Below are 26,601 nucleotides of genomic sequence, written 5' to 3' on the forward strand. Positions count from 1 at the left end.
AAAAAACTAAGATGTATTCAAAATGCATTTTAGTTTTTTATATATTTTAAATAAAAGGAGATAATATTATGAAAATAAAAGATATTTATAATTTCCTTCAGGCACAAAAAATAATAGGAGATGAAGAAAAAGAAATAACAACTCTTTCCCCTATTAATGAAATAATAGATAATTCAATAGTTTGTATAGATAATGACAAATATTTAGAAGCTGCATTAAATAGTAATGCCAATGCCTTAATTTTAAGAGAAGATACAGCAAATAAAATAAACGATTTTAAAGACAAAACAGCAATTATATATAATAATCCTAAAGAAGCATTCATAAAATTATTATATTTCCTATTTGAAGATAAAAAATATCCTTTAGGTACTATTGAACCATCAGCTATTATAAAGGAAAATGCCAAAGTATCTTCAAATGCTTATATAGGAGATAATGTTCATATAGGTAAAAATACAGTTATAGGAAATGGAACAGTTATAGAAGCTAATGTATTTTTGGGAGATGATGTTGTTATAGGAGAGAACTGCACAATATATGCCAATGTTTCAATTCATGACAGATGTATTGTAAAAGACAGAGTTATAATAGGTTCATCAACCGTTATAGGAAATGACGGATTTGGATTCTTTGAAGTTAATGGCAGACAAATGAAAATACCTCAAAGAGGAAATGTTGTTATAGAAAATGATGTTGAAATTGGGGCTAATGTTTGTGTTGACAGAGCTACTTTAGGTTCTACTCTTATAAAAGAAGGAGTAAAAATAGACAATCTAGTTCAAATAGCACATAACTGCCAAATAGGAGAACATTCTATAATAGTATCTCAAGTAGGTATTGCCGGAAGTTCTAAAATAGGTCATCATTGTATATTAGGAGGACAAGCTGCATTAGCTGACCATGTTACTCTAGGCGACAGAGTTATATTCGGAGGAAGAGCTGCTGTTATGTCAAATGTAAAAGTTGAATCTAATTCAATTATGTTAGGTGCTCCTGCTCAAAATATAGAAAGAGAAAAATTAAAAATGATTGCTGAACAAAAATTGCCTGAACTTATTAGTTTAGTTGAGGAACGTTTCGGTGTAAAAATAAAAAGAGTAAAATAATATAATTTAATTTTTTAAACTTTATTAAACTAATCTTTTTAGTTTAATAAAGTTTTATATTATACTGAAATATATTAGAAAATCTAATAAACAATTATCTTTATATAAAATAATATAGCTACTAACAAAATAATAAAAATACCTACCCTATTTATTTTACAACAATATAAAAAAATCAATAATTATAAAACAAATACATCATTATAATTACTTATATCTAATATAATTGCACATAAAAATAATTTTTTATAATACAAATCTATTATTATTTTGGTTATTATTTATATATAAAATTAATTTTATCACAATTTATTGTTATTTTTTTATAATAAGTGTATTATACCTATTATAATAAAAAGTGGGCGGGGTTATGGAAAACAGAAAATCTTTAGGTCTTCAATTTAAAATCTTCGTATTGTTAGCAGTATCAGTAATAATAATGTTTGTAACTGTTATTTCTTATATGGTTACACATAATATCGAAAACTCTAAAAAAGAAGGTTTTGCTTCAACAGAATATATGGTCACAACTTATGCTAAAGATATAGAAAAAGAAATGCTTTCATATATATCTATGCTTGATACTATAGCATTATCATTAAAAAACGATATAGTAAGCGGAACTATCACAAGAGAATCACATACTCGTATTCTAGGGGAAATGCTTAACAATAATGATAATTTATTTAGTATATATGAGATGTGGGAAAAAAATGCATTTGACGGCAGAGATGATGAATTTATAGATACTGATTATGGTTCTGAAGTTGATGGAAGATACGGTCCTTCTTTCTTTTATGATGAAAATGAAGTTACTTATGATAAAGTTTATCAAGAAGAATTTGACGCCAATCCTAATTACTATACTATACCTAAAAATTCAAAACAATTATATATAAGCGATGTTGAAAAAGATGATACTTATACAGGAGCTGATACTGTACTTACTGTAAGCATTGTTGAGCCTATACTAGATGATTCCGGAAAGTTTTTAGGTATGGTTGGAGTGGATTTTTCTGCTGATAATTTGGTAAAAATAGTATCAGCAATCTCAACTAATAATGGTATGAGCGGTTATTTAATTAATCAATACGGTGTAATATTGGCTGCTACAAATACTCAAATTATAGGAGAAGAAATTTCAACTATATATAACAATGCAAATGATATAATAAGCAGTATAAAAAATAATACTAAATTATCATTTAGAAACAAAATAAATAATCATAAAGTTTTCAATATTGTAGTGCCATTAACTTCATTGAAAGATGATAATAATGCTATAGGCTTATTAGTAAATATACCAGAAATTGTTATAGTAAGAGAAAATATAAAAAATGCTGTTGTAACTTCTATATTGGCTATTATTGTTCTTATAGTATTTTTAGTACTTATAAATATATTAATCAAGAAAAGCTTAATAGACCCAATACTTAAAGTTTTGCATGTATCAGAAAAATTGAGCAATGGGGATTTAAGTTCCTATGAAAATAAATCATTGAGTACAAGAAAAGATGAAATAGGAATGATATTTAATTCTATATTAAATACTCAAAATATATTATCAAATATAATAAAGCAAATATTAAACTCTACAAATGCTATGGAAAATGCCAGTAAAAATGTAAGTGCCGGAAGTGCGGATTTATCTAATAGAACAGAAAAACAGAGAGATGATCTAAAAATGATAACTGAAACTATGGCAAACACTTTAGAAGTAATAGATAAAACAACAAATGATATAGCAGTTACAAATGATAAAATACAAATACTTACAGATTCAAGCGAACATTGTTATAATTTATCAAAAGAATCTATGGTTCTTATGGAAGATATAACAAAGGCTGCTTCAGAAATAGCCAGCATAACAAAAATAATAGATGATATAGCAATGCAGACAAATATACTTGCTCTTAATGCTTCAGTAGAGGCCGCACGTGCCGGAGATCAAGGAAAAGGATTTGCTGTAGTAGCTGCTGAAGTTAGAAATCTAGCTCAAACTTCTCAAGCATCAGTAAAAAGCATTACAACTATAGTAAATAACAGTTTAGAAAAGATAAACGAAGGAAACAATAAAATAAAAGAAACTATGGACGCTTTGGAAGATATTACTAATAAAGCTAAAGAAAGCAGTTATATAGTAAGTCAGATGGTAGAATCTTCTACAGAACAGGACGCTTCAGCAAGAGAAGTTCAAAGTGCTGTAAACAGTGTGGATATAAGTGCCGAACAGAATACTGATTTAGTAAGAACAAATGCAGATATAGTTGTTGATATGGAAAAAGAAACTCAAAAACTCGCGGATTTGATGAAATTCTTTAGCTTCAAATAATATTTTTATCAATAATTTAATACAAAAAATTAGGGCCTTTATTAAAATTAATAAAAGCCCTTTTTTATTATTTTTTAATTATATTATTGACAAGAAGCTTTTCCAGTGCGTACATTTATACCGCCTGCATCTTTTATCATCTTTATAATATTTTGATTTTTAGATTCGCATGCATAAGTATAAGCAGATTTATTTAACTGTTTGCTTACAATATTTACATCAACTTTTTTGTCTAATAAGAATTTAACTGCATCTTCTCTGTTATTTCCAGCAGCAACCATAAGCATTGTTTCGCCGTCTCTTTTATCTTGTTCATTAAGATTTAATTTTCCGCCATACAAAGGATATAAATATTCTATAACTTTAATATTTCCGCCAAGTATTGCTGATTTAAAAGCACTTGTAACATCAGCAGTATCTCCTGCATATAAATTAGCACCTTTTGATACTAAATACTCTACTACATCTAAGTATCCTATAAAAGCAGCCCAGCCTAAAGCAGTTTGTTTCAAACTGTATGTATCTTGAACTTCTATATCCTGACCTGCTTCAACCATTCTTTTTATTTCAGCAAGATTTCCCTCTTTTACAGCATCAAACCATTTAGCATTAGGGCCTTGTGATGGCTTAGTATAAAATATTCTGTGAGAAAGTCTTCTTGGATTTGCAAGATTTGTTAATTCCTGAGGACTTAATCTTGTAAATCTTGAAGTTTGAGAATAAAGAGAAGCTGACAGCATTAAAATAAAAAATACAGGTATTATTTTTTTCATATATTTCCCCTTTTTTAAATTAGTATTTTCGTTTTAAAACTTTAATAATATATTTTAAGTAAAATTTATATTACAAAGGTAAAAACAATTGCATTATATTTATTATTATTGTATTATGATAACTAATAATATTATATTAAGGATATCTTAAATGTTTAGAAAAATTTTATTGGTACTGTCAAGTATAATATTTATATTTTCATGTACCCCTGCAGCTAAAGAACGCAGCAGCAGAGAACTTTTTATTAATGCCGGAGAAGAACCTAAAACAATAGACCCTACCCTTTCTGGAAATGATTTTGTATATCCAAGACATGCATTTGAAACATTAATTACAAAAGATAAATCTGGAAACCTTCAGGCTGGAGCTTGCGAGAGTTGGGATATATCAAAAGACGGATTAACTTATACATTCCATTTAAGAACAAATGCTAAATGGTCAGATGGAAAGAATGTAACTGCTAATGATTTCGTATACGCTTTACAAAGAGCTGCAAATCCAGTAAGCGGTGCTGAATACACTTCTTTTATAGAATATATAAAAAATGCTGTAAAAATATTATCAAGCGAACTTGAAGTAACTGAGCTTGGTGTAAAAGCTATTGATGATTATACTTTAGAAATTACATTAGAATCGCCTACTGGTTATTTTTTAGATATTTTAACTTATCCTATATTTTCGCCTATAAGAAAAGACATAATAGAACAATACGGCGATGAATGGTCATTAAATCCAGAAAGCTATATTGGAAATGGTGCTTTTGTTATGACAGAAAGAAATCCAGATGAAAAAATAGTTATGGTAAAAAATCCTAACTATTGGAATAGAAGCAGTATAAAGCCAGAAAAAATAACATTTGTAATGATGAAAGATGCTACTTTAGCACTAGCTGGAGTAAAAGATGGAAATTTAGATTTTTCTGTTAATATAGTAGAGCAGGATTTAGACAAATTAAGAGCAGAAGGAATAATAGATATCGCTCCATACTTCTCAACAGTTGCATTTGGAATCAATGCTACAAATGAAGTATTAAAAGACACTAGAATAAGAAAAGCATTAGCTTTGGCTATAGATAGAAATTATATAGTTGAAAATGTTGTTCCTACAGCTAAATCTCCTACAAGTGCTTGGGTACCTGTTGGAGCTTATGATGTAGAAGGCGATTTCAGAAAAAACGGCGGTGAATATATAGATTTATCAAAAGAAGCTTATTCCAACAATGTAGAAACAGCAAAAAAATTAATGGCTGAAGCTGGATATCCTAATGGAGAAGGTTTCCCTGTATTAGAATATAAAACTACTTCTGATTTAATTTATTTACAAGTTGCTGAAGCTGTACAGCAAATGTGGAAAGAAAATTTAGGAATTGATTTGATGATATCATCTATGGAATGGGCTGCTTATCAGCAAATGAGAAGCGAAAAGAATTATGAGTTAATAAGAACATTATGGATAGGAGACTACAGCGATCCAATGACTTTCTTAGAAAATTATTTAAGCTATAGAAGTCAGAATACAGCAGGCTACAGTAATGCTCAATTTGACAAATATATTGAAATAGCAAGAAATACTGCTGATCAAAAAACTAGAATGGAAGCTATGCATGAAGCTGAAAAAATAATGATAGCTGAAGATAATATCTTAATACCTATATATAATCCTTCAAATCCTACTCTAGTAAGTAAGAGATTAAAAGATTATGTATTAACTCCGCTTCAAGAGTATCAATTTCATTATGCATATTTAGAATAACGATTTTTATACATTTTTGTTTATACCTATCAAAAAAATGCCCCTGCTAAATTTTTTAGAAGGGGTATTTTTATATCTACCTAAACAACTATATTTTGTCAATTTTAGTTTTTTCAATTTTATTGTTTGTGGTGGCTTTGCCCACCGCTCTGCGTGCCGTAGGCAAGGTACCTTTCGGTATTGGGATAAGGCATAGCCTGCCTTCGGCGAGAACCTATATCCTCGACAGGCTCGGATACGCTTCGCGAAAGACTGCATTTTTAGGGTATATCCTATATTTAATAGGAAAGTTTTTAATATAAAGTTCTAGCAATTGAGTTTTTCGCATAGCGTATCCGAAGGATAAAAACTTTGATGAAGTCCGCAGAGTGTGTGCGGCAAAAAAGTTGATAATATTACATAATGTGCAGTAGTCGGCAAAATGAAATCGTTTCAGTATATACCTAAACAACTATATTTTGTCAAAAATAATTTTTTTAAATTTTAAATATCTGCAGGGCTTTGCCCCGCACCCCACTTCTTTTGGTGACCCAAAGAAGCAAAAGGACTATAATTTAGCTTAAATTAATAACCTATCTTACATGTAAAACAATTTTAGTATGATTTAGTACTAATTATGTAATTGCACTTTTTGCAACTTTTTGCGGCGGGAAAAAGTTGAATAAAAAAATGACAAACTTAAAAATTTTTAGTATATAATAAGTTTTTATCAAATCAAAATATTAATCATCGCTTTCTTTTTGGACTGTTTCTTTTTCTTTTTTAAGTTTCTCTATTCTAATTTTTGTAACAATATTTCCGCTTTTTCCTACAACTGTGAAAGAATAATTTTTATATTCTATAGCCTCATTTCTTTTAGGAAGTCTGCCCAAATAAGAAAATAAAAATCCGCCTACTGTATCTGCCTCATCATCTGGTATAGGAGGAAGTATTCCATATTTATTAAAATCTTCTATTCTGGCTCTTGCATCCACTAAATATGTACCGTCATCATTACTTTTTACTTCTTCATCTTCTTCATCGTATTCATCGCGTATATCACCAATAATCTGCTCAAGTACATCTTCCATAGAAACAATTCCTGAAAAACCGCCGTATTCATCAACTACCATAGCAATATGTATTTGCTTCTCTCTAAAGTTTTTCAAAAGCTCCATTAAAGATATTGATATTGGAACAAATAAAGGTTTATGAAGCATTTTCTTTAATGAAAAATTTTTCTCATCTGCATCTATCAAATCTTTCACATACAAAACACCTACTATATCATCTATACCATCTTTATATACTGGAATCCTTGAATTTCTCTCTTTATTGAAAGCCTTTATCACCTTATCATAAGAAAAGTCAATAGGTATCATAACAACATCTACACGCGGCACCATAATTTCTCTTACACTCTTTGATTTTAACTCTATAGTATTTATTATAATTTCCCTTTCTGCCTCTGTTAATGTAGATAAATTTACATAGTTATTCTTTTCTGATTCATTATCCTTTTTCTTTGTTATTTTTGATATTAATTTTTTTATTGGCATTTATTTTTATCCTTATTATTTTTTATATATTCCATTACTTTATAGTAAAGCTCTTTCATTCTTTCATTGTTTTCTATTAAGGATTTTTTACTGTAATTATGATGTATACCCATTAAATGAAGTACTGAATGAATTATTAATTTTAATACTGTTTTTTTTATCTTTTCTTCACTATATCTTGTTGTTACCCATTCATAAGAAATGACTATATCTCCGCCCTCTTTGGCATCTCCCATTGGAAATGTTAATACATCTGTTGCTTTATCTTTATTCCTAAAATCATGATTGAGCTTTTTTATATATTCATCATTACAAAATAATAAATTAACATCTCCTTTTATACCGGTAACCTTTACAGTACAATACAAGAAATATTTATAATATTTTAAATTTATATCATAATCTGTTTCATTAAAAACATTAACTTTCATAATACCTCATTATTTTTTTACAGTATTTTCTTTACTCTCTTTTTTTTCTGTATTATTATATTTTATTTCATCTTTTTCATTTTTATGTTTAATAGGAATTTTTTTAGCTATCTTCTCTTTTATTTTTTCTTTCTCTTTTATCATTTTAGCTGCTTTTTCCTTTTGTACTTTCTCTTTCTCAGCCTTCTCTTTAGCTATTTTCTCTTTGTGTGCTTTTTCTTTTTCTGCCTTTTCCTTCTCTGCTTTCTCTTTGGCTGCTTTTTCTTTAGCTATTTTTTCTTTATGTGCTTTCTCTTTCTCTGATTTCTCCTTAGCTATTTTTTCTTTATGTGCTTTCTCTTTCTCTGATTTCTCCTTAGCTATTTTCTCTTTATGTGCCTTATCTTTTTCTGCCTTCTCCTTATGAGCTTTCTCTTTAGCTGCTTTTTCTGCATCTGCATTATTATTTTCAGCTTTATCTTCTGGAAGCTCTGGATATTTAATTCTTTCATGCAAAGAAACTATAATTTTCTGGAATGTTATTCTTTTTATTATTTCTATATCTTTTAAAGTAAGACCGCTGTCATTCAATTCTCCTTGAGCCATTTTTTCATCTACCATATTCTCTATAAACATTTCCAAATCTTCCCTTCTAGGAGAATCTAAAGTTCTGCTTGCCGCCTCTATAGAATCCAATATCATTATAATTGCTGTAATTTTTGATTGAGGACGAGGACCCGGATAAGTAAATAAATTAATATCAACATCAGGATTTTCTTTTGCTGCCTCTACATAGAAATATTTTATTAAGCTTGTTCCATGATGCTCTTTTATTGCTGCAATAACCTCTTTAGGAAGTCTGTATTTTTTTGCTATCTCAACACCCAAACGTACATGAGCTTTAACTATAGATGCCGAAAGAGTAGGTTTTAATTTATTATGTCTGTTTTCATCTCTATTGGAATTCTCAATATAATATAGAGGATTTTCCATTTTACCTATATCATGATAATATGCTGATACGCAGGCAAGTCTTGCATCTTCTCCTATTTCTTCTGCTATAGTTTCTACTAAATTAGCCATACTTATAGAATGGTGATAAGTACCAGGAGCATTCATCTGCAATTTTCTAAGCAAAGGATTATTCAAGTCTGATAATTCCTGAAGTCTGAATATAGTAGCTGTTTCAAGCATATACTCACAAATAGGTAAAAATATCATAACTAATATTGCCTGAGTAAATCCGCTTACAAATGACAATATAAAAGTTAAATATGTTACATTCATAGTATTATTAAGAAGCATGCCGACTAATGACATCAAACTTAAATATGCTCCTATTAAAAGACCTATCCATAAAACGGCATATCTGCTGTTGATTTTTCTTGAAAGTATAGATGAAAATATGGATATGACAAATAATGCTGATATCTCAAATATATTTGCCTGTGCTATATTTGCAGCTAATAAAGTAATACATAATGTTACAATAGCTGATATTCCTCTTTTTGCTCCTAATAAAGAATTCATCATACTAAACATCGGAATGAATGTGTATATATAAAAAGGTATATATGTATCTGATATTTTATATGATATATGATTATAAAATATATATGTCAAAGTAACTATAACAAAATATTCAATTGTAAATAAGAGATAGTTTTTAAAATTCAAATAAAAAGGAATTTTATATCTTAAAATAACAAAACCAATAAAGAAAAATAACAGCAATATAAATAAAGACTGACCTATAAAAATAGAAATATTATAAGTGGCAAAATTATTTCCAAATAAATTTCTTATTAATTCAGCTTTTTCTTCTGTTACTCTCTCCCCTACATTCAATATAGGAAACCCCTTTTTAATCATATTATAAACAGGAGGTATAGAATAAGTAACATCATTTATTTTCTCCCTAGTCTTTACAGAATTATATATTAAATTATCTCTTAAGAAAGAATTAATTATAGATGCTATAGTATTAATATGATTTATATTAAGATTTCTGTATTTAGCACCTACAATAGAAGGAAGCTCCATTCTTAAATCTTCCAAAAAGAATACTCTGTTTCTAGGAAGTACTTTTTCTTCAACCACATAATCATCGAATATATATATAAATATTCCATTATCAAGTATTAGGTTTAAAGTTTCAGAACTTAAATTACTTCTGGATATAACGCCTATATTAAATAAATCTCTAATAATATCTATTATCTTTGCTTCATATCCAATATTAAGCTCATTAACTACGGCATTAGAAAATACTGATTTGTTTATAGGTTCATTATATAAAAGTAAAAACTGACTATACATTTCTTCTATAGGCACTTTATTATCATAAGATATTCTCATAAAAGAAAACATATTGCTTATTTTAGATATAGTTTCATACTCTATATCTTTAGGCATATCAAATATAGGTGCTATAGCTGACTGGGCATAATATACAAGCTTTTCAGTTTCTTCTTTATTTTCATATCTTACATTACGTTTAACTATTAAAGGTTCTTTTACAATATCGCCTACAGAAGGTATATCTGCTTTTTGCATATAGGTAGGAAATACCAAAAATAAAGTAAAAATATATAATAAGATAGCTATTATCAATTGGAATATTCTTTCTATATTCGGGGTTTTATTGATAACCGATTTCATTATTTTTTTATTTGTATTCATAATTAATAATTACCCTTCAAAAGTATTTTCTTTATCAGCATTTTCATAAGCCTCTAAAATTTCTGAAACTAAATGGTGTCTTATAACATCTTTCTTTTCAAAATGATGGAAGCTAATTCCATTTATGCCTTTTAAAATTTTCAAAGCATGCTCTAGTCCGGATTTTGTATTTTTTGGCAAATCGCTTTGAGAAACATCACCAGTAATAACCGCTTTAGATTTTTCACCTATTCTGCTTAAAAACATTTTCATTTGAGAAACTGTTGTATTCTGAGCCTCATCAAGTATTATAAAAGATCTGCTTAAAGTTCTTCCTCTCATATATGCTAAAGGAGCTACTTCTATTTTTCCTTCCTCTGTATATCTCAATATCATATCACTTGATAAAAGACTATATAAAGCATCATAAACAGGACGCATATAAGGAGAAATTTTTTCCTTAAAATCTCCAGGCAAATAACCTAAACTCTCCCCTGCCTCAACAACCGGTCTTGTTATAATTATACGCTCCACTCTGCCTTCAGAAAGTAAATTAATTGCATAAGCTACCGAAAGAAAAGTTTTTCCTGTACCAGCTGCCCCTGTAGAAAATATAATATCACTGTTTTGCATTTTATAGAGATATTCTCCTTGTGATATCGTTTTCATCTGTATGCTTCTGCCTAGATAAGGTAATTTTATACGCATAGATATAAGTTTATTTTCTTTATCATTAGAAACATTATCAGCTATGCTTATAACTTTTTGATATGTTATTTCCGCAGATGAATTATACAAATCCTTTAATGTATATAAAACTTTAATAGTATCTTCTACTTTATTTAAATCACCTTTTACAGTCAGTTCATTTCCCTTTGGATATATGGAAACATTAAATTTGTCTTCAAGTATTTTTAGATTCTTATCATCAATTCCGCATATTGAAATAAAAGATTCATTATTTTTAAATGTTATTTTATTACTTAATGTTTTAACTATATTAAAATCCTTTTAAACTAAATTCCTATATTTTAAAAATATAATAAAAATTATAGTATAATAGTATATAAAATTATATCTATTGTCAATAATGCAAAACAAAATTATGAACATTTTTTATTATATTCTTTTTTAATATACACATATATTAAAATATCATTTCTATAAAAATACAAGTCAAAACCTAATACTGTTGACAGTATTTATTTCTATTATATAATACTACAAACAAAATTACTATATACAATAGGAGTTCATAATGAATAAGAAAATACTTTCAGCATTATTTATAATAATGTCATTTATTGTTATATCCTGTTCCGGCGGAAATAAGGAAAGCAAGAATGTTATTACTATAAATGCAGGCCCTCAGCCAAAAACAATAGACCCAACTCTAAATACAGCATTAGATGCATGCTATTATGTAATACATGCATTTGAAGGCTTAACTACAAAATCCAAAGACGGAAAGATAGTAGGAGGAGTTGCTGAAAATTGGGAAATACTTGATGACGGAACTAAATATATATTCCATTTAAGAACTAATGCTAAATGGTCTGACGGAAAACCTGTTGTAGCATCTGACTTCGTATACAGCTGGCAAAGAGTAGTAGATCCGGCAGTAGGAAGTCAATACAGTTTCCAGCATGAACCTGTAAAAAATGCAAAAGCAATAACAGCAGGACAAATGCCTGTTGATAGTTTGGGCGTAAAAGCTATAGATGATTATACTTTGGAAGTTACATTAGAAGCACCTACAGCATATTTCTTGGATTTGGTAGCATTCACAACTTTCTACCCAGTAAGAAAAGATATAATAGAACAATATGGAGATACTTGGAGTTTGAATGCTGCAACTTACATAGGAAATGGTCCTTTTGTAACTACTGAAATAAATCAAGATGAAAGTATCATAATGGTAAAAAATACTAATTACTGGAATGTACAAGAAGTTAAACCAGAACAATTAAAATTTATACTTATGCAAAATGAAACAGCTTCTGTTGCCGGTATAAAAGAAGGTTCTATAGACTTTTCAAGAATACTTCCTACACAAGATATACAAACATTAAGAGATGAAGGTCTTCTTCAAATTAAACCAATGCTTGCATCATATTTTTATTGTTTGAATATAACAAACGATGTATTAAAAGATGTTAGAGTTCGTAAGGCATTAGCTCTTGCTATAGACAGAAATTACATAGTAGAACAAGTTACTAAAGGCGGAGAAACACCTGCTAATGCTTTTGTTCCTTATGGTATAAATGATGCTGAAGGAAGCTTCAGAGAAAACGGAGGCGGATTCTTTGATATAAGCAGCGAAAATTATCAAAAAAATATAGAAGAAGCTAAAAAATTAATGGCTGAAGCAGGATATCCAGATGGAAAAGGATTCCCAGTATTTGAATTCAAAGCTGATCCTGGTTTCCATATAGCAATATTTGAAGCAGTTCAGCAAATGTGGAAAGAACATTTAGGAATAGATACAAAAATAGTGCAGGAAGAATGGGCAGTATTCTTACAAACTAGATATGATAAGAACTTAACTATGTGCCGCGGCGGTTGGTTCGGAGATTTTAATGACCCTATAAACTTCTTATCTTTATATACAAGCTATTCTCCTAATAACTATAGTTCATACAGTAATGCTCAATATGATCAGTACATACAAACAGCACTTACTACAGGAGATCAAAAAGTAAGAATGGAAGCTATGCATAAAGCTGAGGAATTATTAGTTAATAGTTTCGCTATAATACCTATGTATTTTTATACAGAGCCTTTATTAGTTTCTCCAAAATTAAAAGATGTTTATTATGATGCATTATCTATGCATAAATTCACTTATGCTTATAAAGAATAAATAATAGCATACTCCAAATATAAAACGGATTCATTTATTTTTGAGTCCGTTTTTTTATACTTTTTATACAATTCAATAAAATTTATTTAATTTCTATAAATTACAAAATATCATAATTATATACATTTTTCACAAAATACAAATTGAAAAAATTAAGTAAATTTTCAGTAAAATACACATATAAGCCTTTACTTTTTATAAAAAATACTTTTTTTAATTTTTTTGTGTAAAAAGATATATAAAAAATACAAAAATATATAGACTATTTTTTTATTTATAGTAGTATATAATTATAGAATATTAAATTTTGTAAAGGGAACAATTAAAGTTATAACAGACTATGAGAATTTTGCTTGCTGTTACAAGCTCAATATCAGCATACAAAACCCCAATGTTAGTGAGTATGTTAAAAAAACAAGGACATGAAATTATTTGTGCTGTCACCAAAAATGCACAAAATATGGTTGGCGTAAAAGCATTGGAAACAATGAGCAGCAATCATGTTATAACTGATATATGGCAGGAAGATGATGTTCTAAGACATATAAACATAAATAAAGAAACTGATATATTATTAATAGCTCCCGCTGATGCTAATATTATAGGTAAAATAGCTAATGGTATATGTGACGATGCCATAAGTACAATAGCTTGTGCTTATACTAAAAAGAAGTATTTCGCTCCAGCTATGAATACTCATATGTGGCTCAATAAAGCTACTCAAAAAAATGTAAAATATATGATAGAAGAACTTGAGTATGAATTAATAGAACCAGAAAGCGGAAATATGGCATGCAATGATAAAGGTGTGGGCAGATTAGCAGAACTTGAAACAATAATCAAAAAAATTACAAATAATGATAATAAATATCAAAATATCAAATTTACAATAACCTCAGGGGCTACTAAAGAATGGATAGACCCTATAAGATATATCACTAATAATTCCAGCGGAAAAATGGGGGCTTCTATATATGAAGAAATAGCTTCAAACGGCGGAATATCTACATATATAGAAGGCGAAGTAAATACTAACTTAAATATACATTCAAATGATAAGAAAATAAAAGTAGATACTACAAAACAATTACAGAAAGCTGTATTAAATGAATTAGACAACACAGATATACTTATAATGGCAGCAGCTCCTTTGGATTTCAGACCGGCAGTATCTTATGATAAAAAGATAAAAAAACAGAACTTAAATACTATAGAATTAATTGAAAATGATGATATACTAGCATCAACAAAAGATAAAAAGAAAAAAGGTACATTAATAGTATCATTTGCAGCGGAAACTGCAGAAACTGATGATGAATTAAAAAATTATGCTGTTGATAAGATGAATAGGAAAAATGCGGATATGATAGTAGCAAATAAAATAAAAGATGCTATTGGAAAAGATACCAATAAAATAACTATTTTCTTTAGAGACGGCAGATATAAATCATATCCTATCTTAAGTAAAAAAGAATGTGCAAAAGAGATTGTAAGCATAGCTGTTGAAGAATGGAAAAACAAACAACAGTTATAAGGTTAATAAATAATATTTTACGGGATTTTATATAATGAGTTATCTTTATGAAATAAAAGAAATAAGCAAAGTATATGGACATGGGGGCGGTGCCACTCAGGCATTAAAATCAGTTAATCTTACAATAGAAGAAGGAAAACTTACTGCAATATTAGGACCTAGCGGTTCCGGTAAAAGTACATTGCTCAATATTTTGGGTGCTTTGGATAAACCTACAAGCGGACAGGTATTATTTTTAGGAGAAGATATTTCTCATTACAGCAACAAAAAATTAGCGAAATTCAGAAGAGAAAATATAGGTTTCGTTTTCCAAAGCTATAACCTACTTCCAAATTTGACTGCTATTGAAAATGTAGAGTTTTCAACAGAGATAACAGGACTTTCACGCAGCAATGCAGAGGAAGCTCTAAAATTATTAGGACTTGAAAATAGAATTAAACACTATCCTACTGAATTATCAGGAGGAGAGCAGCAGCGTGTAAGTATTGCACGTGCTATAGCTAAAAAACCTAAAGTTGTATTATGCGATGAGCCTACTGGAGCATTGGATAATAAAACTGGTGTTATGGCTTTGAAAATATTAAGAGATTTAAATAGAAATTTTGGTACAAGCATAGTATTAATAACTCATAGTAAAGAAATAGCTAAAATGGCTGATACTGTAGTAAAAATACTTAGCGGTGAAGTATTAGACAGATATGACGTAGAGAACCCTCTAAATCCTGAAGATATAGAGTGGTAAAATATTAATTAAAATGGATAAATAATCTATCATGATAAACATAAAAACTAAACTTTTATTTAGAAAAATAAATAAACAACTTGCAATATTTATGTCAGCGGTATTTATAGTAACTTTGGCTGTACTTTTCTTTGTTGCTGTAAAAACAGTGTATAGAGATTTCAAATTAGCTGCTGAAAACTATTTTGAAGAAAATGTATTAGATGATTTAGTATTATTTGGAATGTTTGATACAAATGATATTAAAGTATTAGAAGATATGAACGGTATTAATAAAGTTGAAGCCAGACATAGATTTCAAGGTAAAATAGATAATATTGATGCTATCATATACGGAACTGATAATTCAGAAAATAGAATTAACAAACCGTATCTATATGAAGGAAAATACGATTTAGAAACTAATGAAATAGCTATTAATAAAAATTTTGCAGATGCTAATTCTTTAAAATTAGGCGATACTGTAGAATTAAGCTTTAATGATAAAACTAATTCATTTACTATAGTAGCTTTAGTTTCATATCCTAATTATGTATTTTTGTTTAAAGATGGTGCTAGTACTGCTTCTGAAGCTAAAGATTTTGCTGTTATAGAAGTAAATGAGGAACATTTTAAATATGTGCCTTACAATTCTATATATGTAAAATATGAAGAAGATGCTAATAAAAATAATACTGAAAATTTAATAAGAACAAAATTAAAACAAAAAATATTCTTTTTCACAGACAGAGAACAATCAGTTAATTACGTGAACTATGAACAAACATTGCTTCAAATAGATTCATTCTCATATATTTGTCCTTCTATACTTCTTCTTATGGCAATACTTCTTTTATACATCATACAAAGGAGAAATGTTGCTGTTGAAAGAAAACAAATAGGTATAATGAAGGCTATAGGTTTGACAGATTTTTCTATAATGTTTATGTATATTAAATATTCTTTCTTGGTATCATTCTTTGGTATACTTTTAGCATTTATAGCAAGTAAATTCTTACTTCCTCCTATATTTAATGCTCTTGGAAATATATTTGATATGCCTAATTTCACATACAATATTTATATAGATTTATGGATAATATCCGCTTTAATAATATTATTTGTATGTATATTTTCTAATCTTTTAGCTGCAGTATCAATATTAAAATTAAATCCTGCTCAATCAATGAGAGGAGAACCTCCTAAAGGTGCAGGAAAAACATTTATAGAAAAATTCAAGATATGGAATAAATTATCTTTCAATACAAGATATGCAATAAAAAATGCCTCAAGAAGCAAAACAAGATATTTAGCTTCTCTTTGGGGTATGTTTGCTGCTATTAGTATGACTATATTTGCTCAGGGATTCAATAATTCATTTGATTATTTCTTGTATACTTTATATGAGAAATTTGCTTTATATGATGTAACTGCAACAATAAATCCTACTAAATGGGAAGATAATTCTGATATATTAACTAATTCTTGCATACAATATTTTGATAAAGCTGCTATTTATCAATCAAGAATATATCCGGCTTTCAAAGACGACGGAGAGAGTTTATATATACCTACACTAATATATAAAGACAGTTTCTCATCTCTTGATATACCAAATAATCATGATAAAGAAGACTCTGTAATGATACCAAAATATTTAGCAGAGAAATTAAATGTTAAAGAAAATGATTATATAGGAATAGAGTTATATACAATAGGAAATAGTATCTCAAGAAGAGTAAAGGTTAGTCAATTTGTAGATCAGCAGGGAATGTTCTATATATATATGGATAAAGAATTTGCTGAAAAAACATTTGATGTTCAAGATGCTTATAATAATTTATTTTTAAAAACAAAAGATGATGTTTCAAGAGAAGAAGTAAAAGATATACTAGATAAAACAAAAGAAGTATCATACTACAGTTTTAGAAACGATGAATATGAAGCATATAAAAATCAAATAGCTACAATATATTTACTTGTACAAATACTTATATTTATAGCATTCTTACTTGGTGCTACATCTCTTTACGGAGTTGGAGTTATTACGCTTGCTACTAGAAGATATGAATTCACACTTCTTAAAGTTATGGGATATACAACTAAAGAGATTATGATAGCTTCATTAAAAGAAACTATTACACAAGTTATAGTAGCAATTCCATTAGGTATAGCTGCCGGTTATGGAATATTGTATTTGGTAAAAAAACCATTCTCAAGCAAATTATTCTCTTTTGTACCTCATGTATACAATTCAAGCTATTTTCTTGCTATAATACTTCTTATAACTGTAATACTTTTAGTTTCTATTATGAGTACGCATTATATAAATAAACTTGATATGGTTGAAGGATTAAAAGACAGAGAAGAATAATTTTAATAGAAAAATAAATAATAATTAAAAATAATAAAAAGAGTCTGATAATTGTCAGGCTCTTTTTTATATACATAAGCATATAAATAATTTCAAAAAAATTAACAAAAAAACAAAAAAATATTTTTTATCTATTGACATTTTTTATAGTTGTAGTATAATAACAATCAATTCGCTGGTGTAGCTCAATTGGCAGAGCAGCTGATTTGTAATCAGCCGGTTGCGGGTTCAAGTCCCATCACCAGCTCATTTTTTTTTGCATCACTTTTTTCCTCCCTATTTTATTTCAAAAATACTAATTATTTAATTATTCTATTTCGATAATATACTGAATTGTTTAGTTAGGAAATGAATAATATGATCAAATTAAAAGATTTAATAAGTAAAAAAGGATATTTTTTAATAGCTGAAGCTGGCTGTAATCATGAAGGCAGTTTAGAGATGGCTATAAAAATGGTCAAAGAAGCAGCTAAAGCTAAAGCTGATGCTATAAAATTTCAAAGCTTCACACAAAAAACTTTATTCGCTCCAAAAGAATATACTAAAATATTAAAATTAAAAGAAGATGCTCTTGAAGGAGTTGATAATATAGTATTAAAAAAAGAATGGTATGAACCTCTAATAAAAGAAGCTAAAAAAAATAATATAATGTTTATAACTACACCTTTTTCTGTAGAATCAGTTAATGACATCAATTTTTATGATATACCTGTTATAAAAATAGCTTCTTGCGATATAGATAATATACCGCTTCTTGATGCTGTTGCTAAGACAAAAAAACCTGTAATACTTTCTGCTGGTTTGGCTCTTAATAAAGACATCAAAAATGCATTACAAATATTAAAAAATAATGAAGTGGCTTTATTACATTGTTCTGTTGAATATCCTACTCCTATGGAAAATGCTAGATTAAACAGAATACCTGTAATGAAAAAAACATTTAAAAATTGCATAATAGGTTATTCCGATCATACTATAGGAATAGAAGCTCCAATTATAGCTCTTACTTTAGGGGCTAAAATAATAGAGAAGCATTTCACTATTACTCCTGAAAAAGATAGCGGAGATCATATTTTAAGTTTAGATACTGAAGGAATGTCTAATTTAGTAACATCTATAAATAATACTTTAACAATGCTTGGCGGTGCTGCTGCTGAAAAGAAAGAACATATTTTAAGCAAACAAGAGAAGAAAGAACTTGTATATGCTAAAAGAGGCGTTTATCTTAATCATGCTATGCTTAAAGGTGAAATCATTACAGAAAAAGATATAATAACTTTAAGACCTTGTGTAGGAATACCTGCTAAGGACTATAGGAAAGTTATAGGAAAAACTTTAAAAGTGGATAAGAAATCATACACTGCTTTAAGTTTCAAAGACTTAAAGAAATAATCCTATTATATATAAATTTTTATTAACGCACGTTAAACAAAGTTATAAACTTTTGATTCATTAAATTATATAATCGAATAAAATTAAATAGCTTTGTTCAGCGTGCGTTATTTGCATTTTAAACCTAATCTCCACTTGGGCGGGTGTGCTTTTTCAATTTTTATTTTCAAGAATAAAAAAATTAAAACTTTAAATAGAATTCAAAAATTTTAAAGGGCGGGGTATGTAAATAATTTTTTATTGAATAAAAGTAACTTGTATTATAGAATGATTATAATAAATTCAATAATAAAAAATAATAATCATTAAGGATAAAATAAATGCAAAGCTTTATATACAACAACCCTACAAAAGTAATATTTGGAAAAGACGCTGAAGAAAATACAGCAAAAGAAATAAAAAACTTCGGCGGTAAAAAAGTATTCATAGTTTATGGTACAAAAAGCGTAAAAGAAAGCGGATTATTAGAAAAGATAGAAAATATATTAAAAAAAGAAAATATAGAATATCAATTATTTGGAGGAGCCATTGCCAACCCTACCCTATCACATGCTAGAGAAGGTGTAAAAAAAGCAATAGATTTAAAAGCTGATTTTATACTTGGTATAGGAGGAGGAAGTGCTATCGATACAGCTAAGGCAATAGCACATGGAACAGCTAATCCAGATACTGATATATGGGAATTTTGGACTAAAACAAAAACTTTAGAAAAAAGCCTTCCTATAGGATGCATACTCACAATAGCAGCAGCAGGAAGCGAGACAAGTAATTCTTCTGTACTTACTAATGAAGAAACTCTTGATAAAAGAGGCTTTCCTACAGAATTTAACCGTCCTAAATTTGCTATAATGAATCCTTGCTTAACTTTCACTTTACCATATTATCAAGTAGCATGCGGAATAGTGGACATGCTTATGCATACATTTGACAGATATTTTGGCGACAGTGAAGGTTCAGTAAACGGTGACAATAATCAAACAACCGATGCTATTGCTGAAGCTATTTTAAGAACTATTATAAAAAATGGTTTAATAGCTATGAAAGATAAAACTAATTATGATGCTATGAGCGAGCTTATGTGGTGCGGAAGTTTATCGCATAACACTTTAACAGGACTTGGACTTTCTGCTGACTTTATAGTTCATAAATTCGGTCATGAATTAAGTGCTAAATTTAATGCTGCCCACGGAGCAAGCCTTTCTGTGATGTGGGGATCTTGGGCTAAATACTGTCTAAAAGACAAAAAAGAAAGATTCATTCAATACTCAAAAAATGTTTGGGGAATTGATGATGATACAGGACTCAAAGGAATAGAAAAAACTATAGAATATTTCAAACAAATAAATATGCCTACCAACTTTACAGAATTAGGAGTAGGAATACAAAGCGAAGAAGTTTTAGAGGATTTAACAAGAAGATGCATCAAAGATGGTAAATTAGAGTTTAAACATTTTAGGGCTTTAAATAGAGAAGATGTTTATAATATTTTCAAAATGGCTAATGTTTAATAGTTTATATCTAGTCAATTTAACTATAAAAAATAATATCATAGTTAAATTGACTATACAATTTATATTATAATACCTTTGAAGATAAATAAATATTTTTCAATATATCTACTTTATTACAATATCTAGACATTCCAACCATATACAATCTGCTTTTTGTTCTTGATATTGCCACATTAAGTCTTTTTATATTAGAAAAAAATCTAGCAGAACCCGTATTTCTAACGACACTAAAATAAACTATATCAGCTTCCTTACCCTGAAAAGCATCTATTGTATCTATTTCTATATTTAAATGCTTTAATTTTTCATTACCGTTAATAATCTCTTTTAATTCTCTTTTTTGCTTTTTATATGGAGTTATAACAGCAATAGATGTATCTGTATCAATATTCAAACTTTCAATGCTGCTATTTATTAAATCAATTTCTATAGGATTATATAATTCTCCGCCGTAATTATTAGGAAATCTTTCATTTGTATTATAGTCAAGCCAATATATACTGTCATCGTTACTATATTCTGTGCCATTTTTTTATTCTCCATTATAGAAAAATTTACTTACAATATCACCTATTTTAGCTTCCATTCTATACTGAGTATCAAGCATTCCGAACATAGTTTCTCTGTCAGTATTTGCAAATAATCTATCAACTAAGGAATTATCAATAAGTTCATCTTGTAAATTTGTATCTATTTCGCTCATAGTTTCTATTTCATCTTTACAAAATACAGGCGGAAGCTGATTAGGATCGCCTACCAATATCAATTTTTTGGCAAATGAAGCTGGTATTAAAATTTCAGGCAATGTATTTTTAGAAACTTCATCTATAATTATTAAATCATATATATCGTCTAATTCATCTACTTTAAATCTAGCCATCTGATTGCAGGTTATTCCTATAATATTAGCATTCTCACATATATATTTATCATACTTTTTATTTTTCATAATATGCTCTTCAAATTCATTAAACAATTTCTTTGTAAAATTTGTACCATATATGTTTTCTAATTTTTCTTTCCAAGAATCTATATAATTTTTGTAGCATATATTTAATCTTTCATTATCATACTCATTTTTAAACTCTTCATACCTCATAATAGTAGCATTAATATTTCTATTCTCTATTTCAGTGTTAAGTATTTCTATAGCATTATCCACTGCAATATGGGTTTCAGAACACACCGCTATTTTTGCTTTATAATTCTGCTTTATAGTCTGCAGAATAATTTCAACAATAGCTGTAGTTTTTCCAGTACCTGGAGGCCCCATCAAACAAAATAATTCATTATTATTAACAGCTTTTTCTATTACTTTAAACACAGAACTGTCTTTTTTATATATTTCTTGTATAGGATTAATGTTTGCTATTTGTATATTATTCTCTGTTATATTATTATTAACATTATTATAATTATTTTTTATAGTATTAAACAAATTTACAGACATAAAAATACCAGAACGAATGCTATTTATAGCTTTTAACTGTCTTGAATACTTTATATAATCTCCATTTTCTTTTTGATTCTCATATCTTTTTATGAGCTCAGACAAATAATTTTCCCATTTATTTAAATATTCAAAAAAAGTCATTATTATCACCCCTTAAATTATAATTATAAAACTTTATTAATATCCATCAAATCTAATGCTTCTAATATATTTTTATTAACAGAATTATTTCTCAATATATTGTAAATTTCTTTTTTATCTAAACTTTGTAAATCAGAATAATCTTTTATCTCTACATAATAATATTTCCCATCAAAATTTTTATTCAAATAAAAACCCTTTCCTTTTACAGATTCTTTTATACAAATTAAATGCACATTCATAAGCTTAGATAAATATTTGATAACTGTATCTTTATAGAATATATTAAGCACATTATCAAATAATTCTCTTGGATCATTAATACCATTTATAATAGAAAATATTATTATTCTATTAATGCCTGTTAAATATTTATTTTTTACTTTTATTTTATATTTCATAGTTTTCCCTTAATATTTTGTAGTTTCTTTATTACTATCATTACTACTATATGATATAAATATATTTGAAGTTTTATCTTCTTTATTCAATATGATTAAATACCCGCCGTTTTCATACTTTATCATTCTTTTTACACAATTATGGTACAAACTATTGATACTTTCTCTTCTAGTTTTTAAAAGCTGTTTAAAAGTATTTTTATAATAATACAGCTTTTCATTTAATTTAAGAAATTTATCATTACTTTTTAAAGCACTATTCTTATGACTGATAAGACTGATAAAAAAAGATAAATATTTATGTATTTTTATCATTCTCTCTTTTTTATTAAAAATAGTTTTATAACTAGGAAATATATCATCTATATCAAATTTTCTATTAAGAATATTTAAATATTCACTATACAATTTATTATAATCCTCTAAATATTTAAAAAGAGTTCCTGTCAATTTTTCTATTTTTATATCAATGTCTTTAACTTTATCATAAATAAAATGAATCTTTTCATCTGATACTTTTATATATTTTATAAGCTTTTTAATCTTTCTATAGTTTTTCAAATCTTTTTCACATAAATCAATCAGTAAATTAATATGATAATAATTGCCTTTCAATTTCTTAATATCATCTATTGTTTTTACATTTGTACCATTAGCTTCATTAAACCATTTTAATCTTGCATCTTTTCTATTTGAAAGAGATAATACTTTTATAATTTTAGAACATTCTAGTTTTCTTTTTTTGAAAAAATTTATTTCTGTTCTATGATAATTCTTCCTATATTTAAGGATTTTTATTTGTGCATTATAATCTATTATAATAAATAACAAGTCATAAGATTTTCTTATTATATCAGCTACTCTATAAAGATCTTTTCGTACTATTCGTTTAAAATTCATTTCTGCTTCGATTCTAATGTTATCAAGAAAATTTACTATTTCATCTAATTTAGCATTATACATATCCTTGGCATTATTAATTTCTACTAATGCAAGCTCCCTATATGCATTTACATTATCTATCTTCATTTTAATTTCTTCTCTTTTGGAATCTAAACTATTACTACAAATTGTATTAAAAACAAGATCTAAAAACATAAATAGTACTCCTTATAAAATATTAGTATAATAATTCATATTCTAATAATAAATTGTATAGCTCTTCATCATTACTTTTAAAATTCTTAAGCCATTTATCAGATACTAAATAAGCTATAGCATCTATTATAATTTCCCTATTTTCTATATCAGAATCTTTAAGCATCTTAGTAAGATTTTCTACTTCCTTGAAAAATAATTCATCTTTCTGCATATCTGATTCTAATTCAATGTTTCTATCATCTATTTGCTGTATTTCATTGAAATATTTTTTCTCTTTTAAAGCATATATAGTTCTCTTTTGATTCAAATAATCCATTAGCTGATTGGTCAAATCAACTCTATCATCATCAAACATTGTATTTACTCTGCTATAGAATGTTTCTTCTATACTTTCTTTTGAATCATAATACCTCTGCTGCATATCTGCCAATACTCTTCTTTTTCCTTCATCTATATTCTGATACTCTCTATCAAGCATATCTGATATTCTATTTAATTCAGACTTACGTGCTGAATATTCTGATATCTGGGCAAAAACTCCTCCAAAAGGAATCAAACTCTTAAAACTAAACTCCCAATCTCTTTGAGTACCAACTCCATCTACTAAAGAATATAAATTACCATACTTAGCAAAATTTTGATAAGCTGCTTCTATATCTCTTTTTGCTATATTCAATCCTGCTTTGCTGTCTTGTGATATAAGATAAGATACAGTAATTCCAACGGCTAGTCCGCCAATAACAGAACCTGTTATACTTGCAAAAGCTCCTAAAGAAGCAGCCGTAGCTCCGCTTATAGACATATTAGAAACTATAACTCCAGCTAATGCCGAGCCTGTATACCCGCCTAAAGAAATGGATGTTACAGAAACAAAATTCTCTGATACTTCCCCCATTAACTCAACACTATCTATTTTACCTGTAATAAATCTGTACATACTTTTTAATGTATCTATTGTCATTCCAGCTAAAGCTCCGCCTGCATAAGGACTTTTAAGTAAAGATGATCCTATTTGGTTTCCTAAATAAGTAAAAGTAACTCCTAATGCACTTTTAGAGGCTCCGTCAGTACTGGCAGTAAGAATTTTATATGCCGATTCTACAAATTCATCTTCTGTTAAATTACATCCGTTTGATACAAATTTTACAAACTCTCCAACCAATGCACTTCCGCCTGAAAATAATGCACCGCATAATGCTGCTTTAGGAAGCTGATTCAAATACTGAGATCTAAATTTAGCATCTTTATTTGCAGCTTCTAGCTTTTCAGCATTTTTTAATCTTCTTGTAAGCTCTTCATTCTCATTTCTATTTAACTTTTTACTATTAATCTTACCATCTTTACTTGATAATCTGTCTGATGTGTTTTCGGCTGTATGTTTATAATCTTTTGTATCAGTATTAGTTTTTTAGAGGCTATTTCTTTTACTTTCTCAAGATTTTCTTCAGGGACTATCTTTTTATTTGAATTATCTTTGCCTGAATATTTTTTTTCAGAAATTGCTTCTGTATTACGTTTTGAATCTTTATAAGATTTTACTTGATATTTTGTTTCTTTATTACCATATCTAAGTATAATATCTGCTTCAGGGTCTCCTGGTTTAGTTAATTCTGCTTGTGTTTCATATTCTTTACCTTGTATAGCGGCTTTTTCATTATATGATCCTGCTAAATCAGCTTCTGCTACATATCCCTGAAGCTGGTCTACCTCCATATTTTTCCTTGAATCTACAACTTTATTTAAAGACTCCGTATGTTCATTTATAGCTTTTTCCAAATTATCACGATGATCCTTATATTCCACACTTTTGACTAAACTGTTAGAATCAGATATATTACTAGAAATATCTTTATAAAATGTATTATCTTCAATAATGTCATTACCTACATTTCTGTTTATATCAAAGTTTCTAATTTTACTTTCTTTTTCTTCTAATCTATTATTATATTTTCCTTTACTATTTACATTATTTTTTCTATTTTTATTATTTCTTACTCTATTTCTATTATTTTTTCTATAGTTATTATCATCTTGACTATACATATATTACTCCTTAACATATTATTTTATATAAATATATTTATATAAAATAATACAAAGATAAAAAATCTTAACTATTTATTTGATAGTATCCTCAATATTATTATTGTCTGCAAATAACAATATTTTATATAAACATTTTGTACAATTTCACTAATTACTTTATATAGTAATAATAATTACTTAAAATATTCCAAAATATATTAAATTACTTCTAATTACTATTTTTATATCCCATAAATAAAATATTAAATCTATTTCAAGACAAAATATGAGAATCATAAAAAATTATTATATTTAGATTTTTCATTATACATAAGAATAAGTATATATAATAAAAATAATAAATCAACAATAATATAATGTATACAAAAATTGGTAATAACAAATACTAATTTTTATATACATTATATTAACTATTTTGCACAGGAGCCAGACATATTGCATTAAGTATTCCTTAGTTTTTTAAAGTATAACATAGGTGTATCATAATT

20 protein-coding genes and 1 tRNA gene are annotated in these 26,601 nt (G+C 27.6%); 10 read left to right on the top strand and 11 right to left on the bottom strand.

What is annotated here, in order from left to right:
* Positions 1-68 precede the first annotated feature (68 nt).
* Positions 69-1,109, top strand: coding sequence for a UDP-3-O-(3-hydroxymyristoyl)glucosamine N-acyltransferase (lpxD, locus tag Q0K52_RS03475; RefSeq protein ID WP_297296497.1), 1,041 nt, complete (start codon positions 69-71; stop codon positions 1,107-1,109).
* Between the two features lie 370 nt (positions 1,110-1,479).
* Positions 1,480-3,441 carry a methyl-accepting chemotaxis protein gene (locus Q0K52_RS03480; RefSeq protein WP_297296499.1) on the top strand — a complete coding sequence of 654 codons (1,962 nt, stop codon included), beginning with the start codon at positions 1,480-1,482 and terminating at the stop codon, positions 3,439-3,441.
* Positions 3,442-3,524: 83 nt separating this feature from the next.
* On the opposite strand, the gene Q0K52_RS03485 is transcribed toward Q0K52_RS03480, so the two are convergent.
* The gene (locus Q0K52_RS03485) at positions 3,525-4,214 is read right to left on the bottom strand and encodes an ankyrin repeat domain-containing protein (protein ID WP_297296501.1); all 690 of its coding nucleotides are present in this window, start codon (positions 4,212-4,214) and stop codon (positions 3,525-3,527) included.
* 151 nt (positions 4,215-4,365) lie between these two features.
* Between Q0K52_RS03485 and Q0K52_RS03490 the strand changes: the two genes are divergently transcribed.
* Entirely contained in the window at positions 4,366-5,967 is a 1,602-nt protein-coding gene (locus Q0K52_RS03490) for a peptide ABC transporter substrate-binding protein (protein WP_297296503.1), read from the top strand.
* Positions 5,968-6,689: 722 nt separating this feature from the next.
* Here the strand turns inward: Q0K52_RS03490 and tlyC are convergent.
* From tlyC to Q0K52_RS03510, 4 genes are read right to left on the bottom strand one after another with little or no spacing between them, the layout of a single operon-like run.
* Positions 6,690-7,505 (bottom strand): hemolysin C, encoded by an 816-nt coding sequence (tlyC, locus tag Q0K52_RS03495; RefSeq protein WP_297296505.1) that lies wholly within the window; start codon positions 7,503-7,505, stop codon positions 6,690-6,692.
* On the bottom strand, positions 7,496-7,936 hold the full coding sequence (ybeY, locus tag Q0K52_RS03500) for an rRNA maturation RNase YbeY (protein WP_297296507.1): 441 nt from the start codon (positions 7,934-7,936) through the stop codon (positions 7,496-7,498). The genes tlyC and ybeY overlap by 10 nt, the downstream gene beginning before the upstream one ends.
* A 9-nt stretch (positions 7,937-7,945) precedes the next feature.
* Positions 7,946-10,597, bottom strand: a complete 2,652-nt coding sequence (locus Q0K52_RS03505) for an HDIG domain-containing metalloprotein (RefSeq protein WP_297296509.1) — start codon at positions 10,595-10,597, stop codon at positions 7,946-7,948.
* A gap of 9 nt (positions 10,598-10,606) precedes the next feature.
* The gene (locus Q0K52_RS03510; RefSeq protein WP_297296511.1) at positions 10,607-11,374 is read right to left on the bottom strand and encodes a PhoH family protein; all 768 of its coding nucleotides are present in this window, start codon (positions 11,372-11,374) and stop codon (positions 10,607-10,609) included.
* Between the two features lie 460 nt (positions 11,375-11,834).
* On the opposite strand from Q0K52_RS03510, the gene Q0K52_RS03515 reads away from it, so the two are divergent.
* From Q0K52_RS03515 to Q0K52_RS03545, 7 genes are all read left to right on the top strand, one after another.
* Positions 11,835-13,439, top strand: coding sequence for a peptide ABC transporter substrate-binding protein (locus tag Q0K52_RS03515; RefSeq protein ID WP_297296513.1), 1,605 nt, complete (start codon positions 11,835-11,837; stop codon positions 13,437-13,439).
* 340 nt (positions 13,440-13,779) lie between these two features.
* Entirely contained in the window at positions 13,780-14,973 is a 1,194-nt protein-coding gene (gene coaBC, locus Q0K52_RS03520) for a bifunctional phosphopantothenoylcysteine decarboxylase/phosphopantothenate--cysteine ligase CoaBC (protein ID WP_297296515.1), read from the top strand.
* Positions 14,974-15,007: 34 nt separating this feature from the next.
* A complete protein-coding gene (locus Q0K52_RS03525) occupies positions 15,008-15,715 on the top strand; it encodes an ABC transporter ATP-binding protein (RefSeq protein ID WP_297296517.1) in 708 nt (235 codons plus the stop codon).
* Between the two features lie 31 nt (positions 15,716-15,746).
* Positions 15,747-18,068, top strand: coding sequence for an FtsX-like permease family protein (locus Q0K52_RS03530; protein ID WP_297296519.1), 2,322 nt, complete (start codon positions 15,747-15,749; stop codon positions 18,066-18,068).
* 174 nt (positions 18,069-18,242) lie between these two features.
* Positions 18,243-18,315 (top strand) — tRNA-Thr (locus Q0K52_RS03535).
* A gap of 110 nt (positions 18,316-18,425) precedes the next feature.
* Positions 18,426-19,460, top strand: coding sequence for an N-acetylneuraminate synthase family protein (locus tag Q0K52_RS03540; protein WP_297296521.1), 1,035 nt, complete (start codon positions 18,426-18,428; stop codon positions 19,458-19,460).
* A 320-nt stretch (positions 19,461-19,780) separates the two neighbouring features.
* Positions 19,781-20,968 (top strand): iron-containing alcohol dehydrogenase, encoded by a 1,188-nt coding sequence (locus Q0K52_RS03545; RefSeq protein WP_297296523.1) that lies wholly within the window; start codon positions 19,781-19,783, stop codon positions 20,966-20,968.
* Positions 20,969-21,035: 67 nt separating this feature from the next.
* Here the strand turns inward: Q0K52_RS03545 and Q0K52_RS03550 are convergent, their stop codons facing one another.
* The 6 genes from Q0K52_RS03550 to Q0K52_RS03575 all read right to left on the bottom strand — a co-directional run bounded on the left by Q0K52_RS03550 (position 21,036) and on the right by Q0K52_RS03575 (position 26,110).
* The gene (locus Q0K52_RS03550; RefSeq protein ID WP_297296539.1) at positions 21,036-21,470 is read right to left on the bottom strand and encodes an AAA domain-containing protein; all 435 of its coding nucleotides are present in this window, start codon (positions 21,468-21,470) and stop codon (positions 21,036-21,038) included.
* Positions 21,471-21,503: 33 nt separating this feature from the next.
* Entirely contained in the window at positions 21,504-22,565 is a 1,062-nt protein-coding gene (locus tag Q0K52_RS03555) for an AAA domain-containing protein (RefSeq protein ID WP_297296525.1), read from the bottom strand.
* A gap of 23 nt (positions 22,566-22,588) precedes the next feature.
* Positions 22,589-22,966 carry a hypothetical protein gene (locus tag Q0K52_RS03560; protein WP_297296527.1) on the bottom strand — a complete coding sequence of 126 codons (378 nt, stop codon included), beginning with the start codon at positions 22,964-22,966 and terminating at the stop codon, positions 22,589-22,591.
* A gap of 9 nt (positions 22,967-22,975) precedes the next feature.
* Positions 22,976-24,064, bottom strand: a complete 1,089-nt coding sequence (locus Q0K52_RS03565) for a hypothetical protein (RefSeq protein ID WP_297296529.1) — start codon at positions 24,062-24,064, stop codon at positions 22,976-22,978.
* Between the two features lie 22 nt (positions 24,065-24,086).
* Positions 24,087-25,286: a hypothetical protein gene (locus Q0K52_RS03570; RefSeq protein ID WP_297296531.1), complete on the bottom strand. Its 1,200-nt coding sequence runs from the start codon at positions 25,284-25,286 to the stop codon at positions 24,087-24,089.
* A 92-nt stretch (positions 25,287-25,378) separates the two neighbouring features.
* Positions 25,379-26,110, bottom strand: coding sequence for a hypothetical protein (locus tag Q0K52_RS03575; protein WP_297296533.1), 732 nt, complete (start codon positions 26,108-26,110; stop codon positions 25,379-25,381).
* Between the last annotated feature and the right edge of the window lie 491 nt (positions 26,111-26,601).

This window comes from uncultured Brachyspira sp. (assembly GCF_944390845.1).
GTDB classification, from domain to species: Bacteria; Spirochaetota; Brachyspiria; order Brachyspirales; family Brachyspiraceae; genus Brachyspira; species Brachyspira pulli.